The 22,655-nt window shown below is 72.8% G+C and carries 22 protein-coding genes; 6 read left to right on the forward strand and 16 right to left on the reverse strand.

Annotated features, from left to right (window positions below; all coding sequences use genetic code 11):
• Window positions 1–29: 29 nt before the first annotated feature.
• The 3 genes from V7S47_RS07665 to V7S47_RS07675 all read right to left on the reverse strand — a co-directional run bounded on the left by V7S47_RS07665 (window position 30) and on the right by V7S47_RS07675 (window position 2,605).
• Window positions 30–1,520 carry a hypothetical protein gene (locus V7S47_RS07665; protein WP_336561024.1) on the reverse strand — a complete coding sequence of 497 codons (1,491 nt, stop codon included), beginning with the start codon at window positions 1,518–1,520 and terminating at the stop codon, window positions 30–32.
• Between the two features lie 116 nt (window positions 1,521–1,636).
• On the reverse strand, window positions 1,637–2,071 hold the full coding sequence (locus tag V7S47_RS07670; protein WP_336561452.1) for a nucleoside deaminase: 435 nt from the start codon (window positions 2,069–2,071) through the stop codon (window positions 1,637–1,639).
• A gap of 48 nt (window positions 2,072–2,119) precedes the next feature.
• Window positions 2,120–2,605, reverse strand: a complete 486-nt coding sequence (locus V7S47_RS07675) for a tRNA adenosine deaminase-associated protein (RefSeq protein ID WP_336561025.1) — start codon at window positions 2,603–2,605, stop codon at window positions 2,120–2,122.
• Window positions 2,606–2,721: 116 nt separating this feature from the next.
• On the opposite strand from V7S47_RS07675, the gene upp reads away from it, so the two are divergent.
• On the forward strand, window positions 2,722–3,363 hold the full coding sequence (upp, locus tag V7S47_RS07680; RefSeq protein WP_090860386.1) for a uracil phosphoribosyltransferase: 642 nt from the start codon (window positions 2,722–2,724) through the stop codon (window positions 3,361–3,363).
• A 255-nt stretch (window positions 3,364–3,618) separates the two neighbouring features.
• Here the strand turns inward: upp and V7S47_RS07685 are convergent, their stop codons facing one another.
• From V7S47_RS07685 to V7S47_RS07710, 6 genes are read right to left on the reverse strand one after another with little or no spacing between them, the layout of a single operon-like run.
• Window positions 3,619–3,789: a hypothetical protein gene (locus V7S47_RS07685; protein ID WP_336561026.1), complete on the reverse strand. Its 171-nt coding sequence runs from the start codon at window positions 3,787–3,789 to the stop codon at window positions 3,619–3,621.
• A gap of 29 nt (window positions 3,790–3,818) precedes the next feature.
• Window positions 3,819–5,192: an NAD(P)(+) transhydrogenase (Re/Si-specific) subunit beta gene (locus V7S47_RS07690; protein WP_336561027.1), complete on the reverse strand. Its 1,374-nt coding sequence runs from the start codon at window positions 5,190–5,192 to the stop codon at window positions 3,819–3,821.
• Complete coding sequence (locus V7S47_RS07695; RefSeq protein ID WP_336561028.1) at window positions 5,189–5,488, reverse strand: NAD(P) transhydrogenase subunit alpha; 300 nt, start codon at window positions 5,486–5,488, stop codon at window positions 5,189–5,191. The genes V7S47_RS07690 and V7S47_RS07695 overlap by 4 nt, the downstream gene beginning before the upstream one ends.
• A complete protein-coding gene (locus V7S47_RS07700; RefSeq protein ID WP_336561029.1) occupies window positions 5,488–6,609 on the reverse strand; it encodes an NAD(P) transhydrogenase subunit alpha in 1,122 nt (373 codons plus the stop codon). The genes V7S47_RS07695 and V7S47_RS07700 overlap by 1 nt, the downstream gene beginning before the upstream one ends.
• Window positions 6,610–6,619: 10 nt before the next feature.
• On the reverse strand, window positions 6,620–7,207 hold the full coding sequence (gene thpR, locus V7S47_RS07705) for an RNA 2',3'-cyclic phosphodiesterase (RefSeq protein ID WP_336561030.1): 588 nt from the start codon (window positions 7,205–7,207) through the stop codon (window positions 6,620–6,622).
• Complete coding sequence (locus V7S47_RS07710; RefSeq protein WP_336561031.1) at window positions 7,204–7,839, reverse strand: LysE family translocator; 636 nt, start codon at window positions 7,837–7,839, stop codon at window positions 7,204–7,206. Before V7S47_RS07710 ends, thpR begins: the two co-directional genes overlap by 4 nt.
• Window positions 7,840–7,902: 63 nt before the next feature.
• On the opposite strand from V7S47_RS07710, the gene V7S47_RS07715 reads away from it, so the two are divergent.
• Complete coding sequence (locus V7S47_RS07715; RefSeq protein WP_336561032.1) at window positions 7,903–8,649, forward strand: GTP pyrophosphokinase; 747 nt, start codon at window positions 7,903–7,905, stop codon at window positions 8,647–8,649.
• 90 nt (window positions 8,650–8,739) lie between these two features.
• Here the strand turns inward: V7S47_RS07715 and V7S47_RS07720 are convergent, their stop codons facing one another.
• From V7S47_RS07720 to V7S47_RS07730, 3 genes are all read right to left on the reverse strand, one after another.
• Window positions 8,740–9,333 carry a DUF6518 family protein gene (locus V7S47_RS07720; protein WP_336561033.1) on the reverse strand — a complete coding sequence of 198 codons (594 nt, stop codon included), beginning with the start codon at window positions 9,331–9,333 and terminating at the stop codon, window positions 8,740–8,742.
• Between the two features lie 85 nt (window positions 9,334–9,418).
• Complete coding sequence (locus V7S47_RS07725; RefSeq protein ID WP_336561034.1) at window positions 9,419–10,153, reverse strand: VIT1/CCC1 transporter family protein; 735 nt, start codon at window positions 10,151–10,153, stop codon at window positions 9,419–9,421.
• 58 nt (window positions 10,154–10,211) lie between these two features.
• Window positions 10,212–11,357, reverse strand: coding sequence for an acyl-CoA dehydrogenase family protein (locus V7S47_RS07730; protein ID WP_336561035.1), 1,146 nt, complete (start codon window positions 11,355–11,357; stop codon window positions 10,212–10,214).
• Window positions 11,358–11,478: 121 nt separating this feature from the next.
• On the opposite strand from V7S47_RS07730, the gene glgX reads away from it, so the two are divergent.
• From glgX to treZ, 3 genes are read left to right on the forward strand one after another with little or no spacing between them, the layout of a single operon-like run.
• Window positions 11,479–13,671 (forward strand): glycogen debranching protein GlgX, encoded by a 2,193-nt coding sequence (glgX, locus tag V7S47_RS07735; RefSeq protein ID WP_336561036.1) that lies wholly within the window; start codon window positions 11,479–11,481, stop codon window positions 13,669–13,671.
• A gap of 2 nt (window positions 13,672–13,673) precedes the next feature.
• A complete protein-coding gene (gene treY / locus V7S47_RS07740) occupies window positions 13,674–15,977 on the forward strand; it encodes a malto-oligosyltrehalose synthase (RefSeq protein ID WP_336561037.1) in 2,304 nt (767 codons plus the stop codon).
• Window positions 15,977–17,716, forward strand: a complete 1,740-nt coding sequence (treZ, locus tag V7S47_RS07745) for a malto-oligosyltrehalose trehalohydrolase (protein ID WP_336561038.1) — start codon at window positions 15,977–15,979, stop codon at window positions 17,714–17,716. The genes treY and treZ overlap by 1 nt, the downstream gene beginning before the upstream one ends.
• 10 nt (window positions 17,717–17,726) lie before the next feature.
• Here the strand turns inward: treZ and V7S47_RS07750 are convergent, their stop codons facing one another.
• Window positions 17,727–18,122 carry a winged helix-turn-helix transcriptional regulator gene (locus tag V7S47_RS07750; RefSeq protein WP_211753156.1) on the reverse strand — a complete coding sequence of 132 codons (396 nt, stop codon included), beginning with the start codon at window positions 18,120–18,122 and terminating at the stop codon, window positions 17,727–17,729.
• A gap of 124 nt (window positions 18,123–18,246) precedes the next feature.
• Between V7S47_RS07750 and V7S47_RS07755 the strand changes: the two genes are divergently transcribed.
• Window positions 18,247–19,164, forward strand: a complete 918-nt coding sequence (locus tag V7S47_RS07755) for an alcohol dehydrogenase catalytic domain-containing protein (RefSeq protein ID WP_336561039.1) — start codon at window positions 18,247–18,249, stop codon at window positions 19,162–19,164.
• Window positions 19,165–19,177: 13 nt separating this feature from the next.
• Here V7S47_RS07755 and V7S47_RS07760 read toward each other — a convergent pair whose 3' ends face one another.
• From V7S47_RS07760 to V7S47_RS07770, 3 genes are all read right to left on the reverse strand, one after another.
• Window positions 19,178–19,951 (reverse strand): hypothetical protein, encoded by a 774-nt coding sequence (locus tag V7S47_RS07760; protein ID WP_090860399.1) that lies wholly within the window; start codon window positions 19,949–19,951, stop codon window positions 19,178–19,180.
• Between the two features lie 137 nt (window positions 19,952–20,088).
• A complete protein-coding gene (locus V7S47_RS07765) occupies window positions 20,089–20,775 on the reverse strand; it encodes an NAD-dependent deacylase (RefSeq protein WP_336561040.1) in 687 nt (228 codons plus the stop codon).
• A 21-nt stretch (window positions 20,776–20,796) separates the two neighbouring features.
• On the reverse strand, window positions 20,797–22,599 hold the full coding sequence (locus tag V7S47_RS07770) for a DUF5005 domain-containing protein (RefSeq protein ID WP_336561041.1): 1,803 nt from the start codon (window positions 22,597–22,599) through the stop codon (window positions 20,797–20,799).
• Window positions 22,600–22,655 lie beyond the last annotated feature (56 nt).

Here is a 22,655-nt window from a genome sequence, read left to right on the forward strand (position 1 = left end):
GGTCCGGCCGCGGAGCGGTCAGAGAGCGGTCAGGGAGAGGAGGTGGTGGTCTCCGTGGCGGGGTCCGGGACGGCCGGCTGCTGGGCCGGGGTGGCCGGCGTGGACGGCGCCTGGGTGGGCGTCTGCTCCGGGGCGGGCGCCTCCTGCTCCGGCTCGTCCGTCGGCTGCTCCGCCGGCGCCTCGGACTCGGTCGGCTGCTCGGTGGGCTCGTCCGCGGGGGTCTCGTCCGGGGTCTCGGCGGGCGGCTGCGCGGGGTCGGCGGCGGGCGGCGCGGAGACCAGCGCCTCGACCCGGACCGGCTCGGACGTGGCCGGCTCCAGGCCGTCGACGCCGTCGAGGCGGACCACCAGGGCGCCCCCGACCTCGGGCGGGACGGCCAGCTCGTAGCGCCCGTCGGCGGCGACCGGGGCCGTGGCCAGGGCACCCCCGCCGTCGGCGTACCGCAGCGTGACGGTGGCGCCGTCGACCGCCGGGGTGACCCGGCCGACGACGAGGCGCTCGGCGGTCGCCCGCGCGGTCAGCGTCGGGGTCACGGCCACGGTGAACGGGGCCGACGCGCTGCCCTCGGCGAGCGGACGGTCGACGAAGCGGAAGCGGTACGACGTGGTGCGCTCGGGCGTCACCACGACCTGCGGGTCGGTGGCGTCGGCCGGGACGACCACCGGGTCGGTCGGCCGCGGGCCGTCGGGGTTGCGGTAGACGGTCTCCCAGGGGCCCGACCCGACGCGCTGCTCGAGGAGCAGGGTGCTGCCGGGGACCCGGGCCCCGCTCTGGTCACGGAGGGCGCCGGTCAGCCGAGCGGGCTCGCCGGGGGCGACGCCCGTCGTACCGGTGATCGTGGTGGTGGTGGCGAGGCCCTCGAGGTCGTAGACCCGGGTCGCCCCGGCCGTGCCGACCTTGAGGGTGTCGATCGAGAAGGCGTTGCCGTCGCTGCCGAAGCCCAGGGAGTAGAACCCGGCTCCGTCGCCGCCGTGGCCCCGCACGAAGCTGGGCACGTTGATCACGGCGGCCGGCCCGGCGGCCAGCTGGGCACCGGTCGCGAGGTCGCGCTTCGACCACGCGAAGCGGAGGCCGAGGGCCGAGACGCGCTGCCAGGCCCCGGCGCCCACGGCGACCTCGGCGCGACCGACCCAGACGCGGGTCGTGCCGGCGTCGGCGGGCGCCTGGTAGCCGGCGTACACGACACCGCGGGTGCCGGCGGCCGCGTGGACCTGCAGCTCCGCGGTGGTCGTCTGGAGCATCGAGGGCCGCATGAAGAGCGCACCGACCGAGTTGTTGCCGCCGGCGAGGTCGAAGCCGAGGCTGCGGGTGCCGGACGGCGGGACCACGGCGTTGCCGATGATCGGCCGGACCGTCTCGGGGGTGGTGCCCTTCAGGGTGGCGTAGCCGGTGAACGACAGCTGGGCGGTCAGCGGGTCGGGGAAGGCCGTGCCCCGCACGACGACCGTGGTCGTGGCGGCGGCGGCCTCGGCCGAGTCGGACCCCGAGAAGGGGATGGCAACAAGGCTCGCGGCGAGCACGCTCGCCACTGCACCTACGACCCGGAAACGCACTGGGCCATTCTGCCCTGCCGTTCCCACTCGGTCTGCCACTTGGGCAAAGTCAACCCGAACAGTAGGCAAACGATCGGGCCCGCTCATCGGCGCTGGCCGCGGAAGAAGGTGTCCAGGAGCACGGCGGATTCCTCGGCCAGCACCCCGGCGAGCACCTCCGGGCGGTGGTTCAGGCGGCGGTCGCGCACGACGTCCCAGAGGCTCCCGACCGCGCCGGCCTTGGCGTCGTACGCCCCGAAGACGACGCGGTCGACGCGGGCCAGGACGGCGGCGCCGGCGCACATGGTGCACGGCTCGAGGGTCACCACGAGGGTGCAGCCGTCGAGGCGCCACTCGCCGCGGGCCCGGGCCGCCGCCCGCAGCGCGACCACCTCGGCGTGCCCGGTGGGGTCGGCCTCGGCCTCGCGGACGTTGCGCCCGGTGCCGAGCACGGACCCGTCGGGGCCGACGACGACGGCGCCGATGGGGACGTCGTCGGTCGCGACCGCCGCGCGCGCCTCGGCGAGCGCGGCGAGCATCGGGTCGCGCCAGGTCTGGTGCGGGAGGTCGTGCGGCACCGGGTCAGGTTAGGCGTTGGTCAGGCCGACGACGTCGTCGAAGAGCTCGCCGAAGCCGATCCGGCGCGCGATGTCGGAGAGCATCTCGTCGGGGTAGAGGTCGAAGTCCTCGAGCAGCACGCCGAGGTCGACGGGGTGCATCCCCAGGTCGGCGAGGAGCTCCAGGTCCCCGGCCGGCACCTGCTCGTCGTCCTCGTCCGGCTGCGGCAGCCCGAGGAAGTCGACCGCCGAGGCGGCCAGCTCCCACTCGTCGGCGGCGGTGACGTCGGAGAGCAGCACCCGGGTGGACGGTCCGGCCACCCGGACCACGAGGAAGAAGTCCTCGTCCATGGCGATCATCGCGACCGCACCGAAGTCGCCCGGGAGCCGGCGCAGCGCCTCGCCCAGGGTCTCGACGTCCACGAGGTGGTGGCGGGTGAGCTCTTGGACGGTCCACGCCCCGTCCTCGCGGAAGGCGGCCAGCGCGAAGTCCACGTCGTCGAACTGGTCGGACATGGTCACGCCTCCGGTTCCGCACCGCATCCACGGGCGTTCTCAGCGTGACAGACCTCCGCGGCGCCGCCAACCCCTTGGCGGGCGCCGTTACTGCCTGTTCGTCTAGGGTTCCGCGCATGCGCACCCACGTCGTGGACCACCCGCTCGTCGCCCACAAGCTGACCACGCTGCGTGACGAGCGCACCGACTCCCCGACCTTCCGCAGCCTCACCGACGAGCTGGTGACCCTGCTCGCCTACGAGGCCACCCGCGACGTGCGGGTCGAGCCGGTCGACATCGTCACCCCGGTCTCGCCCACCACCGGCATCAGGCTGGCCACCCCCAAGCCGCTGGTGGTGCCGATCCTGCGCGCCGGCCTCGGCATGCTCGACGGGATGATGCGGCTGCTGCCCACGGCCGAGGTCGGCTTCCTCGGCATGGTCCGCAACGAGGAGACGCTGGAGGCGTCGACGTACGCCGAGCGCCTGCCCGAGGACCTCTCCGGCCGCCAGTGCTACGTCCTCGACCCGATGCTCGCCACCGGCGGCACCCTCGCCGCGGCGATCCGGTTCCTCACCGACCGCGGCGCCGACCACATCACCGCGATCTGCCTGCTGGCCGCCCCCGAGGGATGCGCCCGCCTGGAGCAGGAGCTCGAGGGCCTCGACGTCCCCGTCACCGTGGTGACCGCGGCGATGGACGAGAAGCTCAACGAGAAGGGCTACATCGTCCCCGGCCTCGGCGACGCCGGCGACCGCCTCTACGGCCTCGCGCACTGAGCTGAGCGGCCGTCGCCCGCCAGGCCGAGCAGCCCCGCGACCGAGGAACGAGGTCGCGACGGGCGTACCGAGACCTCACCGGGTGTCCCGTGCCCGATCGGCGCGCCAGCCGCGGGCCCACAAGCAGCGCAATTGCGCCGGTTACGGGCGGGTAGGTCGCCTACCGGCCCGTAAGTAGCGCAATTGCGCTGCTTACGGAGCCGTCGCGACCGCGCGCGGGCTCTTCGCGACCCCGGTCGGGGTCGCGACGGCCGCTCAGTGCGGGAAGATCGGGACGGTGCCGGTGACGATCAGCACCATCAGTACGACGAACAGCAGGCCGAGGGCGCCGTACGCCCACTCCTTGCTGTGCCGGTCCTCGTCGGACTCGGGGGCGTCGTAGCGGTGCCCGTCGGGGCGGGCGAGCCGCTCGTCGTCGTCAGCCATGCCCGCTCAACGAGCGGACGGCCGGGAGGTCACAGGCTCTTGACCGCGCTCAGCACCTTGGCCAGCGAGTCCTTGGCGTCGCCGAAGAGCAGGGTGGTGCGGGGGTCGAAGAGGAGCTCGTTCTCGATGCCGGCGAACCCCGGTCGCATCGACCGCTTGAGGAACACCACCTGGCGGGCCTCGTCGACGTCGAGGATCGGCATGCCGTAGATCGGCGCCCCCGGCGTGGTCTTGGCCGCCGGGTTCACGACGTCGTTCGCGCCGACGACCAGGACGACGTCGGTCTGCTTGAACTCGCCGTTGATGTCGTCCATCTCGACCAACTGGTCGTAGGGCACCTGGGCCTCGGCGAGCAGCACGTTCATGTGGCCGGGCATCCGGCCGGCCACGGGGTGGATGGCGTAGTCGACCCGCGCTCCGCGCGCCAGGAGTACGTCGACCAGCTCGCGCAGCGTGTGCTGGGCCTGCGCGACCGCGAGGCCGTAGCCGGGAACGATGATGACGCGCTCGGCGTACCCGAGCAGGATCGCGACGTCGTCGGGCCCGGCGCTGCGGACCGGCCGGTCGGAGGCCTCGCCGGCGCCGAGGGTCGACCCGCCGCGCAGTGCGCCGAAGAGGATGTTGGCGACCGAGCGACCCATCGCCCGCGCCATCAGCAGGGTGAGGAAGGTGCCGGAGGCTCCGACCAGGGTGCCGGCCACCAGGAGCACGACGTTGCCGAGGACGTAGCCGCCCGCGGCGACGGTCAGGCCGGTGAAGGCGTTGAGCAGCGAGATGACGATGGGGACGTCGGCGCCGCCGACCGGCAGCACGAGGAGCACGCCCAGCACCAGGCCGACGGCCGCCAGCACCACCCCGGTCGACACCACCGGCTCGCGCACCACCAGCACGGTCAGCACGACCGTCGCGAGCAGCCCGGCCACGAAGGCCACCGGCAGCCCGGGCGGTACGACGGGCCGCGAGGTCATCAGCTCCTGCAGCTTGGCGAAGGTGACCACCGACCCGGCGAAGGACACCGACCCGACGACGATCGTGAACGCGGTCGCGACCACGTCGAAGTCCGTCGTGAAGCTGCTCATGTGCTCGAGCTCGAGCAGCGCCACCAGGGCCGCCGCCCCACCGCCGACGCCGTTGAACAGCGCGACCAGCTGGGGCATCTGGGTCATCTGGACGCGCTGCGCCCCCAGCACGCCGACCAGCGAGCCCACCGCGATCGCGGCCAGGATCAGCGGCAGGTGGTCGAGGTCGAGGTAGAAGAACGGGGTCGCGACGGCGACCACGGCCGCGCCCGCCCCGACGAGGTTGCCGACCCGGGCGGTGCGCGGGCCGGAGAGGCCCTTCAGCGCGAGGATGAAGCCGATCGCGCAGCCGAGGTAGACGAGCTGGGCCCAGGTGGGGATCACCGCTCGTCCCCCGGCTTCCGGCGGCGGACGAACATGCCGAGCATCCGGTCGGTCACCACGAAGCCGCCCACCATGTTGATCGCGGCCAGCACGATGGCGACCAGGCCGACCACGAGGGCGACGGTGCTGTCGGTGGTGCCCGTGACGAGGACCGCGCCGAGGAGGATCACGCCGTGGATCGCGTTGGCGCCCGACATCAGCGGGGTGTGCAGCGTCGAGGACACCTTGGCGATCACCTCGATGCCCACGAAGACGCTCAGCACGAAGATGGTCAGCCAGACCACGGGGTCGCTCATCAGGCTCCCTCCACCAGCAGCCGGGTCGCCTCGTGCTCGATCCGGCCCTCCCGGGTGACGCAGCAGCCGGCCAGGATCTCGTCGCCGAGGTCGGGCGCGAGGGCGCCGTCGACGGTCATCAGGGTGACCAGCGCGACGACGTTCTGGGCATAGAGCCGCGAGGCCGGACCGGGCATCTGGGCGGCGACGTTGCGGCCGCCCCAGACCTGGGCGTTGCCGATCCGGACCACCTCGCCCGCCACCACGCCCTCCACGTTGCCGCCGCTGTCGGCGGCCAGGTCGACGACGACCGCGCCGGGCCGCATCGCCTCGACCATCGCCGCACTCACCAGCACCGGCGCGGTCCGCCCCGGGACGGCGGCGGTGGTGATCAGCGCGTCCGCGGCCGCGACGTACGGCGCGAGCAGCTGCCTCTGGCGAGTCGCACGCTCCTCGGTCATCTCGCGCGCGTAGCCGCCCGCGCCCTCGAGTGCCGGCAGGTCGAGCTCGATGGCCTGCGCGCCCATCGAGCGGATCTCCTCGGCGGCGGCCGGGCGGACGTCGTACGCCTTGACGACGGCGCCGAGCCGGCGGGCGGTGGCGATCGCCTGCAGGCCGGCGACCCCGGCGCCGAGGACGACGACCTCGGCGGGCGGGACGGTGCCGGCGGCAGTCATGTTGAGGGGGAAGAAGCGGCGCAGCATCCCGGCCGCGACGACGGCGCAGCGGTAGCCCGCGACCAGCGCCTGCGACGACAGCGCGTCCATGCCCTGGGCGCGCGAGATGCGCGGGACGAGCTCCATCGAGAACGCGGTCGCGCCGACGTCGCGCAGGTCGGCCACCAGGCCGGGGTCCTGGGCAGCGGGCAGGAACGAGACCGTCGTGGCGCCGTCGCGCAGTCGTCGTACCTGCTCGGCGGTGAGGGGCTGGACGGCGAGGACCAGGTCGGCGCTGGCGAGGGCGTCCGGGTCGATGCCGGCGCCGACGTCGACGTACTCGTCGTCGCTGATCAGCGCGCGCCGGCCCGCGCCGGGCTCGACGTCGACGTCGTACCCCAGCGCCGTGAGCCTGCCGACCAGCTCGGGCACCAGCGCGACGCGCGCCTCACCCTCACGGGTCTCCCGGACGACCGCGATCCTCATCGGCTCGAACCTAGACCACGGCGGGGCCCGGGAGCGGGACCTCGGCCACCACCTCGTAGCGCGGCCGGCCCCGCGGCCCCTCCCCGAGGTACGACGCCAGCAGCGTCAGCGTGTCCACGGTCCACGCAGGTCCCTCGTAGGAGTCGAGCAGCCGGACCCAGTCGGTGACCCCGGCCGGGTGGCCGAGCCGGGCCACGGTGACGTGCGGGCGGAACCGCTGCCCGTCGACCGCGACGCCGGCCCGGCTCGCGGCGGCGCGGGCACCGGCGGCCAGCCGGTCCAGCTCCTCGCCCGCGTCGTCCGCCAGGTCGAGGCCGGCCCAGAGCACCCGTGCGTCGGCCGCGTGCGGGAACGCCCCGCCCCCGGCGACCCGCGCCCCGAAGGCGGTACGGCGCTCCGCGGCCCGCTCCAACCGCTCGACCAGGTCGTCGAGCGCCCGGTCCGGCACGGACGCGTAGAACGCGACCGTCACGTGCAGCTGCTCGGCGGAGGCCCAGCGGAACGGGGCGGCGGCCCGTCGTACCTCCAGGAAGGCGTCGAGGTGGTCGACGACCTCGGGCGGCGGGACGACCGCCGCGAACATCCTCGTTCCGGTCATGCCTTCTGGCCGGTGAGGGCGAGCGAGCCGCCGAGGCCGATCATCATCAGACCGCCGCCGGCCTGCATCCGCGCCAGCCGGCGGGGCGAGCCGCCGAGCCAGCCGCGGGCGGTGCCGGCGACGACCGCCCAGAGCCCGTCGCTGAGCAGCGCGACCGCCATGAAGACCAGGCCGAGGACGACGACCTGCGCCGCGACGGCACCCGCCGCGGGCTCGGCGAACTGCGGCAGCACCGCGGCCAGGAACACCACGGCCTTGGGGTTGCTGACGCCGACCACGAAGCCCTCGCGGACGATCCGCCGGGCGCTGCGCGGCCGCTCGTCGACGGCGTCGCCGGCCCCGTGGTGGCGGTGCCGGAAGGCCTGGACGCCGAGGTAGACGAGGTAGGCGGCCCCGGCCAGCTTGAGTGCGGTGAAGACCACGACCGAGCGCTGGACGACCGCGCCGACGCCCAGGGCGACGGCGACGACGAGCGGGAGCAGGCCGAGGGTGTTGCCGACGACGCTGAGCAGACCGGCGCGGCGGCCGAGCGCGAGCGAGCGGCCGATGACGAACAGGACGCTGGGCCCGGGCACCGCGGTCAGCACGACGGACGCGACCACGAAGGCGAGCAGGTGACTGGTGGGAACCACCGGAGGATCGTAGGTCCGCCGGGCCCTCAGGGGCCTCTGAGTTTCCCTGCGTAGGCTGGCCGGGTGACCGTGGCGCCCTGGGACGACGAGTTCCGCCGGTTCCTGCTGGAGCACAAGTTCGGCATGGACGAGGTGGTCACCAAGCTGAACATCCTGCGCGACGAGTTCACCCACCTCCACGACTACAACCCGATCGAGCACGTGTCGTCGCGGCTGAAGTCACCCGAGAGCCTGGTCGAGAAGATCGCCCGCAAGGGCATCGACCTCGAGGGGCCGACGGCGTACGACGCGGTCCGCCAGAAGGTCACCGACATCGCCGGCGTCCGGGTGACCTGCAGCTTCGTCTCGGACGTCTACCAGGTCTTCGACCTGCTCACCGCCCAGCGCGACGTGCGCACCATCGAGGTCCGCGACTACATCGTGGATCCGAAGCCCAACGGCTACCGCAGCCTGCACGTGCTGGTCGAGGTGCCGGTGTTCCTCTCCGGCGGGGTGGTGCCGGTGGTGGTCGAGGTCCAGCTGCGCACCGTCGCGATGGACTTCTGGGCGAGCCTCGAGCACAAGATCTATTACAAGTACCGCCGCGAGGTGCCGGGCGAGCTGCTCGCCGGCCTGCGCGACGCCGCGGACACCGCCTACAACCTGGACACCACGATGGAGCGCCTGCACCAGGAGGTCCGCGGCCTCGACGCGCTCCCCGCGACCGTCATCGACAAGCTGCGCGCCTCCGGCAACGCCCCCGCCGAGGAGCTGGTCGACGCGCTGCGCCGACTGGGCGCCCAGACGACCGAGCCGCCGTCCAGGGGCTGAGGCACCCGGGGGCGCCCTACGGGGGCGAACGTGCGGCCATGCCGCCGCCAGAGCTCCCGGCGTCGTCCGTTTGCCCCCAGGGGCTGCCCCTCAGCCCGAGAACCCCGCGTTGAGCACGCCGTACCCGAGGCTCAGCACCCCTGTGGCGGCCGCGGCGGTGGCCAGCAGCAGGCCGCCGGCGGCGACCGACCGCAGCCGGGCGGCCACCACGAGCACCAGCACGGCGCCGGCGACCAGGCACAGCGTCCAGTAGACCGGGCTGGTCGAGTCGGCGACGACGGTCAGCCCGTAGATGCCGTCGGCGACCAGCACCCCCGCGAGCGCCCCGGCACCCAGGACGGCAGGCAGCACCCGCCGGCCGACGATCGCCGCCGCGGCGGCCCCCACGAAGGGACCGGCGACCACGCCGACGACACCCCACAGGGTCGGGTCGTAGGTCAGGCCGCGGACCGCGGAACCGAGCTGGTAGCCGAGGACCAGGCTCACGAACGACGCCACCCCGAGCACCGCGCCCAGCGCGAGCGACGGGCGGGCGGCCGCGACCAGCAGCACCGTGAGCAGGGTCCAGCCCGACGGCGAGTTCGCGAACGACGCGAGGGCGTCCGGGAGCACCCCCTGCGCCCACGAGGTGAGCGCGCCGAGGGCGAGGCTGGCGACGACGACCAGGAGCGAGGAGCGGATCACCCGACCATCGTCGGCGCTGCGGTACGACGACCGCAGGGCTCCGGTCGTGTCCGGTACCTGCGGCCCGCAGATCGGCACCCAGGGACTAGACGTGCGTCCCGAGCAGCGACCCGATGCCGTAGGTGACCGCCATGGCGAAGGCCCCGCCCACGACGTTGCGGACCACGGCCCGGCCCGACGGCCCGTAGCCGAACCTCGCGCTGGCCCAGCCGGTCAGCGCCAGCGCGACCAGGACCGAGGCGACGGTGACCCAGACCCGCGCGTCGGCGACGACCAGGGTGATGGTCAGCAGCGGCAGCAGCGCGCCGATCGTGAACGAGATGGTCGACGCGAGCGCCGCGTTCCAGGGGCTCGAGATGTCGTCCGGGTCGATCCCGAGCTCCACCTCCGCGTGCGCGCCGAGGGCGTCGTGGTCGGTCAGCTGGCGCGCGACCTGGAGCGCGAGGTCCTCGGTGAGGCCGCGGTCGACGTACAGCGCGGCCAGCTCCTCCAGCTCGTCGACCGGGTCCTCGATCAGCTCGCGCCGCTCCCGGTCGAGCAGGGCCAGCTCGGAGTCGCGCTGGGTGCTGACCGAGACGTACTCGCCCGCGCCCATGCTCAGCGCGCCCGCCGCCAGTCCGGCCACGCCCGCCACCAGGATCGTGCCCCGGTCGGTGGTCGCGCCGGCCACGCCCATCACGATGCCGGCGGTCGAGACGATCCCGTCGTTGGCACCGAGCACCCCGGCGCGCAGCCAGTTCAGCCGGTTGTTGATGCCGCCGTCGTGCGGCTCGTCGTCGTGGTGCTGGGCGTGCAGCTCGGGCGGCACCTCGGTGGTCATGACCGCATCGTGGCGGCCCGCCGTACCGCTCGCAACGAAGGGGAGCCTGCGCTGCCCGTCAGAGGCCGAGGTCGCGGCCGATGAGCTCCTTCATGATCTCGTTGGACCCGGCCCAGATCTTCGAGACCCGGGCGTCGCGCCAGGCGCGGGCGACGCGGTACTCGTTCATGAAGCCGTAGCCGCCGTGCAGCTGGACGCAGTGGTCGAGCACGTCGTTCTGGACCTGCGAGCTCCACCACTTGGCCTTGGCGGCGTCGACCGGGGTGAGCTCCCCGGCGGCGTGCAGCACGACGCACCGGTCGATGAACGCCTCGGCGACCTCGATGGCCGTCACCTGCTCGGCGAGCAGGAACTTGTTGTGCTGGAAGTTGCCGATGGACTGGCCGAACGCCTTGCGGTCCTTCGCGTACTGGACCGTCTCCTCGAGGATCTGCTTGGCGTGCGCGACGTTGCTGATCGCGCAGCCGAGCCGCTCCTGCGGGAGCTTCTGCATCATGTGGATGAAGCCGCCGTCGAGCTCGCCGACGATCTCGGCGTCGGTGACGCGGAGGTTCTCGAAGAAGAGCTCGGCGGTGTCGGACTCGTCCTGGCCGACCTTGTCGAGCTTGCGGCCGCGGCTGAAGCCGGGCAGCGTCGTGTCGACGGCGAAGAGGGTGATGCCACGGGCCTTCTTCTCCGGCGAGGTGCGCGCGGCGACGATGACCAGGTCGGCGGAGTAGCCGTTGGTGATGAAGGTCTTGGAGCCGTTGATGACCCAGTCGTCGCCGTCGCGTACCGCGGTGGTCTTCAGCCCGGCCAGGTCGGAGCCGCCGGAGGGCTCGGTCATGCCGATGGCGAGCAGGATCTCGCCGGACACGACGCCCGGCAGCCAGCGCTGCTTCTGCTCGTCGGTGCCGAGCTCGACGAGGTACGGCGCGGTGATGTCGGCGTGGATGCCGGCGCAGGACGCCAGCGCGGCGTTGACCTTCGAGAGCTCCTCGAAGAGCACCGCGTTGAACCGGTAGTCCCCGGCCTCCGAGCCGCCGTAGATCTCGGGCACCTCGAGGCCCAGGAAGCCCTGCTTGCCGGCCTCCAGCCAGAACTCGCGCGGGATGGCCTTGTCGGCGGCGTACGTCTCGACGTACGGCGTCACCGACCGGTCCAGGAACTCCTTAACCGAGCCGCGGAACGCTTCGTGGTCCTCGTCGTAGATGTCACGCTTCATGCCATGAATCCTACTGGCTGGTAACTACTCGGGCGGTGTGGTCTCGACCACTCCTCGCAGCGAGACCAACGTCGCTCCCGCGGAGCGAGTCCGGCGCGCACTCCACGGGTACACCTGACCTGTGAGCGACGAGAGCACCACCTTCGAGACCTGGCCCGGCGAGGCCTACCCCCTGGGCGCGACGTACGACGGCGCCGGCACCAACTTCGCCCTGTTCAGCGAGGTCGCCGAGAAGGTCGAGCTCTGCCTCTTCGACGCCGACGACGTCGAGACCCGCATCGAGCTGACCGAGGTCGACGCCTACGTGTGGCACTGCTACCTCCCGCAGGTGCAGCCCGGCCAGCGCTACGGCTACCGCGTGCACGGCCCCTGGGACCCCGAGCAGGGGCTGCGCTGCAACCCCAACAAGCTGCTGCTCGACCCCTACGCCAAGGCCACCACCGGCGAGATCGACTGGGACCCGAGCCTGTTCTCCTACCACTTCGGCGACGAGGACTCCCGCAACGACGACGACTCCGCGCCGCACATGACCCACGGCGTGGTCATCAACCCGTTCTTCGACTGGGAGGGCGACCGCCGCCCGCACATCCCCTACAACGACTCGGTGATCTACGAGGCGCACGTCAAGGGCCTCACCCAGCTGCACCCCGAGATTCCCGAGGACATCCGAGGCACGTACGCCGGCCTCGCGCACCCGGCCGTGACCGCCCACCTGACCAAGCTGGGCGTGACCGCGATCGAGCTGATGCCGGTGCACCAGTTCGTCCAGGACAGCACGCTGGCCGAGAAGGGCCTGCGCAACTACTGGGGCTACAACACGTTGGGCTTCTTCGCCCCGCACGAGGACTACAGCACCACCGCGCGCGCCGGCCAGGCCCTCGGCCAGCAGGTGCAGGAGTTCAAGTCGATGGTCAAGGCGATGCACGCCGCCGGCATCGAGGTCATCCTCGACGTGGTCTACAACCACACGGCCGAGGGCAACCACCTCGGGCCGACGCTGAGCTTCAAGGGCATCGACAACCAGGCCTACTACCGCCTCGTCGAGGACGACCAGCGGTACTACATGGACTACACGGGCACCGGCAACACCCTCAACGTCCGCCACCCGCACTCGCTGCAGCTGATCATGGACTCGCTGCGCTACTGGGTCACCGAGATGCACGTCGACGGCTTCCGCTTCGACCTGGCCTCCGCGCTCGCGCGCGAGTTCTACGACGTCGACCGGCTGGCGACCTTCTTCGAGCTCGTGCAGCAGGACCCGGTGGTCTCGCAGGTCAAGCTGATCGCGGAGCCCTGGGACGTCGGCCCCGGCGGCTATCAGGTCGGCGGGTTCCCGCCGCAGTGGACGGAGTGGAACGGCAAGTACCGCGACACCGTGCGCGACTTCTGGCGCGGCGAGCCCTCGCTCGGCGAGTTCGCGTCCCGCCTGTCCGGCTCCTCGGACCTCTACGAGCGCTCGGGGCGCCGGCCGTTCGCGAGCATCAACTTCGTCACCGCCCACGACGGCTTCACGATGCGCGACCTGGTGTCCTACGACGAGAAGCACAACGAGGCCAACGGCGAGGACAACAACGACGGCGAGAGTCACAACCGGTCCTGGAACCACGGCGTCGAGGGACCGACCGACGACCCCGAGATCCAGGCCTTCCGGGCTCGCGAGCAGCGCAACCTGATCGCCACCCTGCTGCTCAGCCAGGGCGTCCCGATGATCCTGCACGGCGACGAGCTGGGCCGCACCCAGCAGGGCAACAACAACACCTACGCGCAGGACTCGGAGATCAGCTGGGTGCACTGGGAGGACGCCGACCAGCCGCTGGTCGAGTTCACCGCCGCGGTCGCCCGGCTGCGGGCCCAGCACCCGACGTTCCGCCGCAAGCGGTTCTTCACCGGTGAGGAGGTCCGCGGGAGCTACGGCGAGCGGATCGACGACATCGTCTGGCTGCACCTCGAGGGCCGGCCGATGGAGGACGGCGACTGGGACAGCGGCGCCCAGGCGATCGGCATGTACCTCAACGGCAACGGCATCGCCGGCAAGGACGCCCGCGGGCAGACGATCACCGACGAGCACTTCCTGCTCTACTTCAACGCCGACGGCGACGCCGAGGTGACACTGCCGCCGCTGGAGTACGCCGAGGCCTGGGACGTCGTCATCGACACCGGCGGCTCGGCCGACGCCGACGGCACCTGCGAGGCGGGCGCCACGCTGCCGCTCGGGACGCGGAGCCTCGTCGTACTCCGGGAGCACCGCGAGCCCGAGGTCGAACCCGACCTGTCGGTCGCCGCCTCGGTCGCCGCCCAGGCCCGGCGGGGCTGAGCGTGCGCGCTCCGACCAGCACCTACCGGCTGCAGATCACCGCCGAGCTCGACCTCTTCCGGGCGGCCGAGCTGCTGCCCTACCTGCACGACCTCGGCGCCGACTGGGTCTACCTCTCCCCCATCCTCGAGGCCGAGCCCGGCAGCACCCACGGGTACGACGTCATCCGCCACGACCGGGTCGACCCGGCACGCGGCGGCGAGGAGGGGCTCGCGGCCCTCTCCGCCGAGGCGCGGCGACTCGGCATGGGCGTGCTGGTCGACATCGTGCCGAACCACGTCGGCGTCGCGACGCCGTCCGAGGACCCGTGGTGGTGGGACGTGCTCAAGCACGGGCGCGAGGCCGAGCACGCGCCGGCGTTCGACATCGACTGGGACGCGAGCCACCAGAAGCTGCAGATCCCGGTCGTCGGCGACGACGACGAGGGCGCGATCGAGGTGGACCTCGGAGCCGAGGAGATCCGCTACCACGACAACCGCTTCCCGCTCGCGCCCGGCACGACCACGCTGGAGGAGCAGCACTACGAGCTGGTCAACTGGCGCGAGGCCGACGACGGGCTGAACTACCGGCGCTTCTTCGCGGTCAACACCCTGGCCGCCGTCCGCGTGGAGGAGCCGGGGGTGTTCGAGGACACCCACGTCGAGATCCGGCGTTGGTTCGACGAGGGCCTGGTCGACGGGCTCCGGGTGGACCACCCGGACGGCCTGCGCGACCCGGGCGGCTACCTGCGAGACCTGGCCGAGCTCACCGGCGACGCCTACGTCCTGGTCGAGAAGATCCTCGAGCCCGGCGAGCAGCTGCTCACGTCCTGGGCCACCGCCGGCACCACCGGGTACGACGCCCTCGCGCACATCGACCGGGTCCTCACCGACCCGGCAGGACAGGCTCCGCTCGACGCGCTCGAGGCGCGGCTGCGGGGCGGTCCCGTCGACTGGGCCGAGATGATCCACGACACCAAGCGGGCGGTCGCGGACGGGATCCTCAACAGCGAGGTCCGCCGGATCGTGCGCGACCTGCGGCGGCACCTGCCCGTCGTACCCGCCTTCCGGGCGGAGGACGCCGTGGCCGAGCTGCTGGCCTGCTTCCCGGTCTACCGGTCCTACCTGCCCGAGGGCCGCGCGCACCTCGAGGAGGCGTTCGCCGAGGCCCGGCGCCGACGGCCCGACCTGACGCTCACCCTCGGCCGGATCGAGCCCTGGATGTTCGACGCCGACCTGGCCGCCTCCAAGCGGTTCCAGCAGACCAGCGGCATGGTGATGGCCAAGGGCGTCGAGGACTGCGCCTTCTACCGCTACTCCCGGCTCACCTCGCTCAACGAGGTCGGCGGGGACCCGTCGGTCTTCTCCCTCGACGTGGCCGGCTTCCACCGACTCATGGCCGAGCGGCAGCGGGACTGGCCGCACGCGATGACCACGCTGTCCACCCACGACACCAAGCGCGGCGAGGACGTCCGCGCCCGGATCACCGCCCTCGCCGAGCTGCCGGCCGCGTGGGAGGCGGCGCTGGGGTCGCTGCTCTCGCTCGCGCCGCTGCCCGACCCGGGCTTCGCCTCCCTGCTGTGGCAGGCGGTGCTCGGGGCCTGGCCGGCCTCCGCCTCCTCGGACTGGCGGAGCCGGCTGCACGGGTACGCCGAGAAGGCGATGCGCGAGGCCGGCGACCGGACCACCTGGACCGAGCCGGACGAGGCCTACGAGTCCGCCGTGCACGCAGCCGTGGACGCGGCCCTCGACTCCGCCGCCGTGCGCGGCGTGATCGAGGACCTGCTCGCGCAGGTCGTGGCGCCCGGCTGGTCCAACGCGCTGGCGGCCAAGCTGGTCGCGCTGACGATGCCGGGCGTCCCGGACGTCTACCAGGGCAGCGAGATGTGGGAGCAGAGCCTGGTCGATCCCGACAACCGGAGGCCGGTCGACTTCGGGGCCCGGGCGGAGCTGCTCCGGTCCGGCTCCTGGTCGGCCCCCCAGCCGGTCCTCGACGACGGCGGGTCCGCCAAGCTGCACCTCACCGCGACCTCGCTGCGGCTGCGGCGCGACCGCCCCGAGCTGTTCACGTCGTACGACGCGGTGGCCGCCTCCGGTCCGGCCACCGACCACGTCGTGGCCTTCGACCGTGGCGGGGCGGTCACCGTCGCCACCCGGCTGCCCGTCGGGCTGGCCGCCCGCGGCGGCTGGGGTCCGACGACCCTGGAGCTGCCTCCGGGCCACTGGACCGACGCGCTCGGCTCCTGGTCCGGCTCCGGGCCCGCCCCGCTCGCCGAGGTGCTGGCCGACCTGCCCGTCGCCCTGCTGGTCCGATCCGAGGAGTCCTGATGCGTGGTCCCTACGACGTGTGGGCCCCCCGTCCTGCGCGCCTCCGCCTGTCGGCGGGTGAAGAGATCGTCGAGATGCAGCGCGGGGACGACGACTGGTGGACCCCCGCGGGACCTGTGCCCGATCCACGCTCGGAGGTGGACTACGGCTACCTGATCGACGACTCGGACGCGCCCCGACCCGACCCACGGTCGCGGCGCCAGCCGGCGGGCGTCCACCAGCGCTCGCGAACCCACGACCCCGCGGCCTTCGCCTGGACGGACTCGGCCTGGACCGGGCGCCAGCTCGCGGGGGCGGTCGTCTACGAGCTCCACGTCGGCACCTTCACGCCCGAAGGCACCTTCGACGCGGCGCTCGGCCGACTCGACCACCTCCGCCAGATCGGCGTCGACCTGGTCGAGGTGATGCCGGTCAACGCCTTCAACGGCACCCACAACTGGGGCTACGACGGCGTGCTCTGGTCGGCCGTGCACGAGGGGTACGGCGGCCCGGCCGGCTACCAGCGGTTCGTCGACGGCTGCCACGCCGCCGGGCTGGGCGTGATCCAGGACGTGGTCTACAACCACCTCGGTCCGTCCGGGAACTACCTGCCGCTCTTCGGGCCCTACCTGAAGTCGGGCCGGAACACCTGGGGCGACCTGGTCAACCTCGACGGCGAGGGCTCGGCGGAGGTGCGGCGCTACATCCTCGACAACGTCCGGATGTGGTTCACCGACTACCACGTCGACGGGCTGAGGCTCGACGCCGTGCACGCGCTGCACGACGAGTCGGCGGTGCACCTGCTGGAGGAGATGGCCGTCGAGGTGGCCGCGCTCTCCGCACACCAGCGCCGACCGCTCACCCTGATCGCCGAGTCCGACCTCAATGACGCCAAGCTGGTCACGCCGCGCGAGGCCGGCGGCTACGGCCTGGACGCCCAGTGGAGCGACGACTTCCACCACGCGGTCCACGTCGCGCTGACTCGCGAGACCGACGGGTACTACGCCGACTTCGAGCCCCTCGGGGCGCTGGCCAAGGTCTGCGAGCGGGGGTTCTTCCACGACGGGACCTACTCGTCCTTCCGCGGTCGCGACCACGGCGTCCCGATCGACACCGCGGCGATGCCGAGCTGGCGGCTGGTGGTCTGCTCCCAGAACCACGACCAGGTCGGCAACCGCGCGGTGGGCGACCGGATCACCGAGCACCTGGACGCCGACCAGCTGGCCTGCGCGGCCCTGCTGACGATGGCGGGCCCGTTCACGCCGATGCTCTTCCAGGGCGAGGAGTGGGCGGCGTCCACGCCGTTCCTGTTCTTCACCTCGCACCCGGAGCCGGAGCTCGGGAAGGCCACGGCGGAGGGCCGGATCGCGGAGTTCGAGCAGATGGGCTGGGACCCCGACGTCGTCCCCGACCCGCAGGACCCCGCCAGCTTCGAGCGGTCCAGGCTCAATTGGGACGAGCAGACCGGTGGGCAGCACGCCCGCCTGCTGGACGTCTACCGGCGCCTGGCCGCGCTCCGGCGCGAGCACGCCGAACTGACCGACCCGGCGTTCGGCCGCACGCGGTGCGAGGTCGACGAGGAGTCGCGCACGTTCGTGATGCACCGGGGCGACCTGGCGGTCGTCGTGAACTTCGGCGACGCACCGGCGACCCTCGTGCTGCCGCACACCCGGCTGCTGTTCGAGACCGAGGCCGGGGCCGACCTGGGAGACGGGACGCTCACGCTGCCGCCGCACGCCGGGGCCCTGCTGGCGCCCTGACGCGACCGGGTCAGGCGCCGCGGGCGTCGTACGCGTCGCGCGCGGAGCGCACGTCGTCCATGTGGGCCTCGGCCCACACCTTGACCTGGCGCACCACGACCTGCAGCGAGGCGCCGAGCGGCGTCAGGTCGTAGTCGACGGTCACCGGGACGGTCGGGGTGACCGTGCGGGTGACCAGGCCGTCGCGCTCGAGGGCGCGCAGGGTCTGGGTGAGCATCTTCTGGCTCACGCCGGCCAGGCGGCGGGCGAGCTGGGAGTAGCGCATCGTGCCCTCGTCGGCGAGCGCGGCGAGCACCAGCGCGACCCACTTGTCGGAGAGCCGGTCAAGCAGCTGGCGGCTCGGGCACTCGGCCAGGAACGAGTCGTAGGCGAGCTTGGCCTGCTCGCGCTGCTGGGCTGCGGTCATGGTCGGCACGGGGCCTCCTGGGGACTGGCCGGGTAGTTACGCACTCTGAGGTGCCTACTTCCTGATGGAGAGTGACTGGTCCAGTCTGGAGCCGTCCGATCCGATCCGCAAGAGGAGCACCCCCATGAGCACCACGACCACCACCTTCCGCGCCGCCGTCGTCCGCACCCCGGCCGGCCCCGACTCCATCGAGCTCGTCGACCTGCCGCTCCTCGAGCCGGGCGCCGGCGAGGTCCGGGTCCGGGTCGCCGCGGCGCCGGTCAACCCCGTCGACCTGGGCACGGCCGGCGGCTTCTTCCACCAGCTGGGGCTGATCGACCAGCCCGAGCACACCGGCCTCGGCTGGGACTTCGCCGGCACCGTCGACGCCGTGGGCGTCGGGGTCGACCTCGCGGTCGGGACCCGGGTCGCCGGGCTGGTCGGCGGCCTGGACCGCGACTTCGGGACGTACGCCGAGCAGCTGGTCGTGCCGGCCGCCGACGTCGCCGTCGTCCCGGACGACCTCGCCCTGGTGGCGGCCGCGACGCTGGCCCTGACCGCCCTGACCGCCGCCCAGCTCGTCGACCTGCTCGGCGACGGGGCGGGCCGCTCGCTGCTGGTCACCGGAGCGGCGGGGCCGGTCGGGGCGGCCGTCGTACCCCTGGCGGCCGAGCGGGGCTGGCAGGTGACCGGCCTCGCCCGGGCCGGCGACGAGGAGTTCGTCCGCGGCCTGGGGGCCGACTTCGCCACCACGACCACCACCGGCTGGGACGCCGTGGCGGACGGCGCGGTGCTGCAGGCCGACGGCGTGGCCCTGGTGCGCGACGGCGGCCTGTTCGTCGGGGTCCGGCCCGCGATGCTGCCCGCGTCCGAGCGCGGCGTCGTGGTCACCGCCGTCGAGGTGGTGCCGGACGGCGCCCGCACCGCCGACCTCCTCGCCCGCGCGGCTGCGGGTGGGCTGCCCGTCCGGGTCGCCGGCGAGCTGCCGCTGGCCGAGGCGGCCGAGGCGCACCGGCTGGTGGCCGAGGGCGGCGTGCGCGGGCGCTACGTGCTGCGCCCGTGAACGACGGCGGGTGTCAGCCGCCGAGCTCGTCGAGGTCGACGGTGTCCTCCGCGGGCGGCGCCTCGGCGGGCACCTCGGCGTCGAAGTCGGAGAAGGTGATCGCCCCGGGCTCGTCGCCGGACGTGACCTCGACCTTCACCAGGTAGTGGTCGCCGTCGACCTGGACGTAGCCCACCGAGGTCCCGTCGTCGCCGGTGCTCGTCACCGCGATCGCCTCCGAGCCCTCGACGTCGGACACGTCGCCCTTCTCGTAGGTGCTGTCGTCCTCCCCGCTGACGAGCTCGTCGAGCAGGGAGTCGAGCTGGCAGAACTCGCCGAAGCCGGCGTCGTCACCCGACATGACGACCCAGCGGCCCGCGACCAGGTCGATGATCGTCTGGGCCTGCTCGCCCGCCTGGGCCTGCCAGAACTCGTCGCTCGGCTTGAACCAGGCCTTGCCGTCGGCGCCGACCAGCTCGGCCGACGCGCCGCCGAGGCTGATGGTGCCGGCACACTCGCCGGCCGTGCTGACCGCCAGGTCGAGGGCGATCTCCTGCCCGTCGCTGGTGATGGCGCCGCTGACCCGGACCGACTCGAGGCCGGCCATGGCGTCCTTGGCCGTCTGTGCGATCTCCTCGCCGGACTGGTCGGTGAAGTCGTTGCCGCCCTCACCGCCGCCGGTGCTGCCGCTGCTGGTGCTCTCGCGCGAGGGGTCGGCCGCGCTGTCGTCGCCGGGGTCGCCGTCGCTGCAGCCGGCGAGCAGGGTGACGGTGGTGAGCGCGGCGGCAGCCAGGGTCAGGGTCTTCATCGGGTCTCCTCCTCAGGGGGCTCGATCAGATCACACCGCTCGGCTCCTCCGCGACGCGCATTCCTGCGGGGGCCTCGTCGCCCTCGCGGGAGCCCCACCGCTCCCCCAGCGTCGCAGCGGACCGGGCCCTTGACGGACTACCCCAGGAGCGAGTCGACCCATTCCGGCACCAGCGCCGACGCGGGCCCGTGCCGCGCCTCGTCGAAGAAGTCGGTGCCCTCGGAGGGGAGCAGGTTGAGCTCCAGCGTCCGGGCGCCGTACGACGCCGCGGCCTGCACGAAGCCGGCCGCGGGGTAGACCGCCCCCGACGTCCCGATCGACACGAACAGGTCACAGGTCTCGAGGGCGGCGAAGATCCGGTCCATCTCGTAGGGGATCTCGCCGAACCAGACCACGTCCGGGCGCAGCTCGGTCACGCCGCAGCGCGGGCAGGGCGGCAGGTCGGCCAGGTCGCCGCTCCACGGCGAGCGCCGCTGGCAGCCGCGGCAGAGTGCCGAGAGCAGCTCGCCGTGCATGTGCAGCACCCGCTGCGAGCCACCGCGCTCGTGCAGGTCGTCGATGTTCTGGGTGACGACGAGCAGGTCGTCGCCGAGCGCGTCCTCCAGCCGGGCCAGGGCACGGTGGGCGGGGTTCGGCTCGACCCCGGTCAGCGCCGCGCGGCGGGCGTCGTAGAACGCGTGCACCACCGACGGCTGCCACTCGAAGGCCTCCGGGGTCGCGACGTCCTCGACCCGGTGGCCCTCCCAGAGCCCGTCGGCGTCGCGGAAGGTCGGCACCCCGCTCTCCGCGGAGATCCCGGCACCGGTGAGGACGACGACCTTCATGTGCTCATCATGACGGCCGGGTCAGAGGCTGCACCTCGCCGCGGTCGTCCAGGCACTGCTGCCGTAGTCCGAGTAGGCCTGCACGCGATAGTCGTACCGCACGCCCGAGGTGACCGCGTACCACGGCGTCTTGGTGCCGACCGCTCCGAGGCTCGTCCAGGCGGTCGCACCGACCTGCCGCTGCTGGACCCGCCAGAAGACCCCGCCCTGCGGATCGGTGATGTTCAGGGTGCACTTGTTCGCCGCCGTGCGGGCGACGCTGAGCCCGGTGGGTGCGTTGATCGGCATCGTCACGGTCTTCGTCGTCCACGCGCTGTTGCGCCCCTCCCAGGTCGACGCCCGGATCCGGAACTCGTACGTCCGGGCCGGCGTCAGCAGCCCACCGGTCCACGTGTTGCTGGCCGGCGCGAACAGCGGCCACTCGGTGCCCCAGGCGTCGCCGGACGCCCGGAACTGGAAGCCGTAGCTCCAGTCGGAGCTCGGAGCCGTCTGCGACCAGCCGAAGGTCAGTGCCGTGTTCCCCTGCCCGGGGGTCGCGGTCACGCCGGTCGGGGCCGGGACCGCGGCCGTGCCGGGGGCGCACCACCCGGGCAGCTCCGCCGCGGTCAGCCACTTGGCCGCCGGCTGCGCCCCGTTGGGTGCCTGGTAGCTGCCGCCGGGGGTCGCCGGCAGGGTGACGGCCTTGAACCGGGGACGGTAGACGGTCGCGTCGATGTAGTTGTGCGCACCGCAGGAGCTGTCCTTGAGCTGCGAGTTGACGCTGTAGCCGATGATCACCTGGTTGCCACCGGTGCTCAGATGGGGGATCAGGCGGGGCGTGTAGGCCCAGACGCTCCAGTCGGCGGTGGTCTCGGGCATCTTGAACAGCGTCGACTTGTCGGCGGCGGTGAAGCCCCACGGGGTGTCGGCGTAGTAGCTGATCACGTTGCCACCCAGGCCGCCGTAGGTGTCCTGGCCGACCAGCACCCAGCGTCCACCCTGGTAGGTGACGCTCATGGCCTCGCTGGCGACCGTGCCCGTATCGATCGCGTCCGCCTGGTCGGTGCTCCAGCCGGAACCGTTCCAGTACTCCCAGAGGCCGGCGAAGTCGCCCTGTGGGACACGCGCGATCTTGAGGTCCTTCCCGCTCGAGCTGACGTCGGCACCGTAGACGTAGGTGTAGGAGCCGTGGTCGGCCAGCGCCATCCCCCACAGGGTGCAGTGCCCGGCCACGCCCTGCGCCGAGCAGCTACGGACGTCGGCAGGCAGCTGGGCGGTGAGGTCGCCGTACGTGCCCGGCGAGGCCACCGAGCCGGTCGGGATGGTCCGCAGCTCGACGCCGACCGCGGAGCCCCAGCCCCCGTCGGCCACCATCCGCATGTAGAACTTCTGGACAGTGCCGCCCTGGAGTCGCTGGTCCCCGCCCCACAACCAGCCGGAGCCGGTGTTCATCAGGGTCGCGCCACCCGAGCCCGAGACGGTCTGGCCCATCGTCCCGTTGGCGTTCTGGATCACGATGCCGTTGCGGGGCATCGACGCCTGGAAGGGACCGCGGGTGAGGTTGGACTTCACCGTGCCGTACCAGTAGTCGTTGAAGAACCAGAGCACCCGCCCGTCGGGCAGCTCGATCGCCTCCAGCCCGTCTCCACCTGTCCAGCGGTCGACCGAGGTGCTGTTGCCGTAGGTGGTGAACTTGTTGGTGATCTCGGTCGCCAGTGCCGGCGTGCCGGGCGCGTTCGCGTCAGGACCGGCGTCCGCCGAGTCCACGAGCACGAGCTGGCCGGCCAGCGCCACCACGAGCGTCGCCGCGCCCACCGTCATCGAGCGGAAACGTCCGGTCCTCATGTGACCCTCCTCACAGGTGAGCGACACCCTAGAGGGCATCGCCGACGACACGCGAG

It is taken from the genome of Nocardioides sp. CCNWLW216 (genome assembly GCF_037120545.1).
In the GTDB taxonomy this organism is placed as follows: domain Bacteria; phylum Actinomycetota; class Actinomycetes; order Propionibacteriales; family Nocardioidaceae; genus Nocardioides; species Nocardioides lianchengensis.

What these genes read in the sequence shown, in the direction of transcription:
- treZ (WP_336561038.1), top strand. Translation starts at nt 15,977, where the DNA reads ATGCGTGGTCCCTACGACGTGTGGGCCCCCCGTCCTGCGCGCCTCCGC.
- V7S47_RS07700 (WP_336561029.1), bottom strand. Translation starts at nt 6,609, where the DNA reads ATGAGGATCGCGGTCGTCCGGGAGACCCGTGAGGGTGAGGCGCGCGTC.
- thpR (WP_336561030.1), bottom strand. Translation starts at nt 7,207, where the DNA reads ATGACCGGAACGAGGATGTTCGCGGCGGTCGTCCCGCCGCCCGAGGTC.
- V7S47_RS07770 (WP_336561041.1), bottom strand. Translation starts at nt 22,599, where the DNA reads ATGAGGACCGGACGTTTCCGCTCGATGACGGTGGGCGCGGCGACGCTC.
- V7S47_RS07725 (WP_336561034.1), bottom strand. Translation starts at nt 10,153, where the DNA reads ATGACCACCGAGGTGCCGCCCGAGCTGCACGCCCAGCACCACGACGAC.
- upp (WP_090860386.1), top strand. Translation starts at nt 2,722, where the DNA reads ATGCGCACCCACGTCGTGGACCACCCGCTCGTCGCCCACAAGCTGACC.
- V7S47_RS07685 (WP_336561026.1), bottom strand. Translation starts at nt 3,789, where the DNA reads ATGGCTGACGACGACGAGCGGCTCGCCCGCCCCGACGGGCACCGCTAC.
- V7S47_RS07730 (WP_336561035.1), bottom strand. Translation starts at nt 11,357, where the DNA reads ATGAAGCGTGACATCTACGACGAGGACCACGAAGCGTTCCGCGGCTCG.
- V7S47_RS07750 (WP_211753156.1), bottom strand. Translation starts at nt 18,122, where the DNA reads ATGACCGCAGCCCAGCAGCGCGAGCAGGCCAAGCTCGCCTACGACTCG.
- V7S47_RS07760 (WP_090860399.1), bottom strand. Translation starts at nt 19,951, where the DNA reads ATGAAGACCCTGACCCTGGCTGCCGCCGCGCTCACCACCGTCACCCTG.
- V7S47_RS07675 (WP_336561025.1), bottom strand. Translation starts at nt 2,605, where the DNA reads ATGTCCGACCAGTTCGACGACGTGGACTTCGCGCTGGCCGCCTTCCGC.
- V7S47_RS07765 (WP_336561040.1), bottom strand. Translation starts at nt 20,775, where the DNA reads ATGAAGGTCGTCGTCCTCACCGGTGCCGGGATCTCCGCGGAGAGCGGG.
- V7S47_RS07755 (WP_336561039.1), top strand. Translation starts at nt 18,247, where the DNA reads ATGAGCACCACGACCACCACCTTCCGCGCCGCCGTCGTCCGCACCCCG.
- V7S47_RS07670 (WP_336561452.1), bottom strand. Translation starts at nt 2,071, where the DNA reads ATGCTCGCCGCGCTCGCCGAGGCGCGCGCGGCGGTCGCGACCGACGAC.
- V7S47_RS07695 (WP_336561028.1), bottom strand. Translation starts at nt 5,488, where the DNA reads ATGAGCGACCCCGTGGTCTGGCTGACCATCTTCGTGCTGAGCGTCTTC.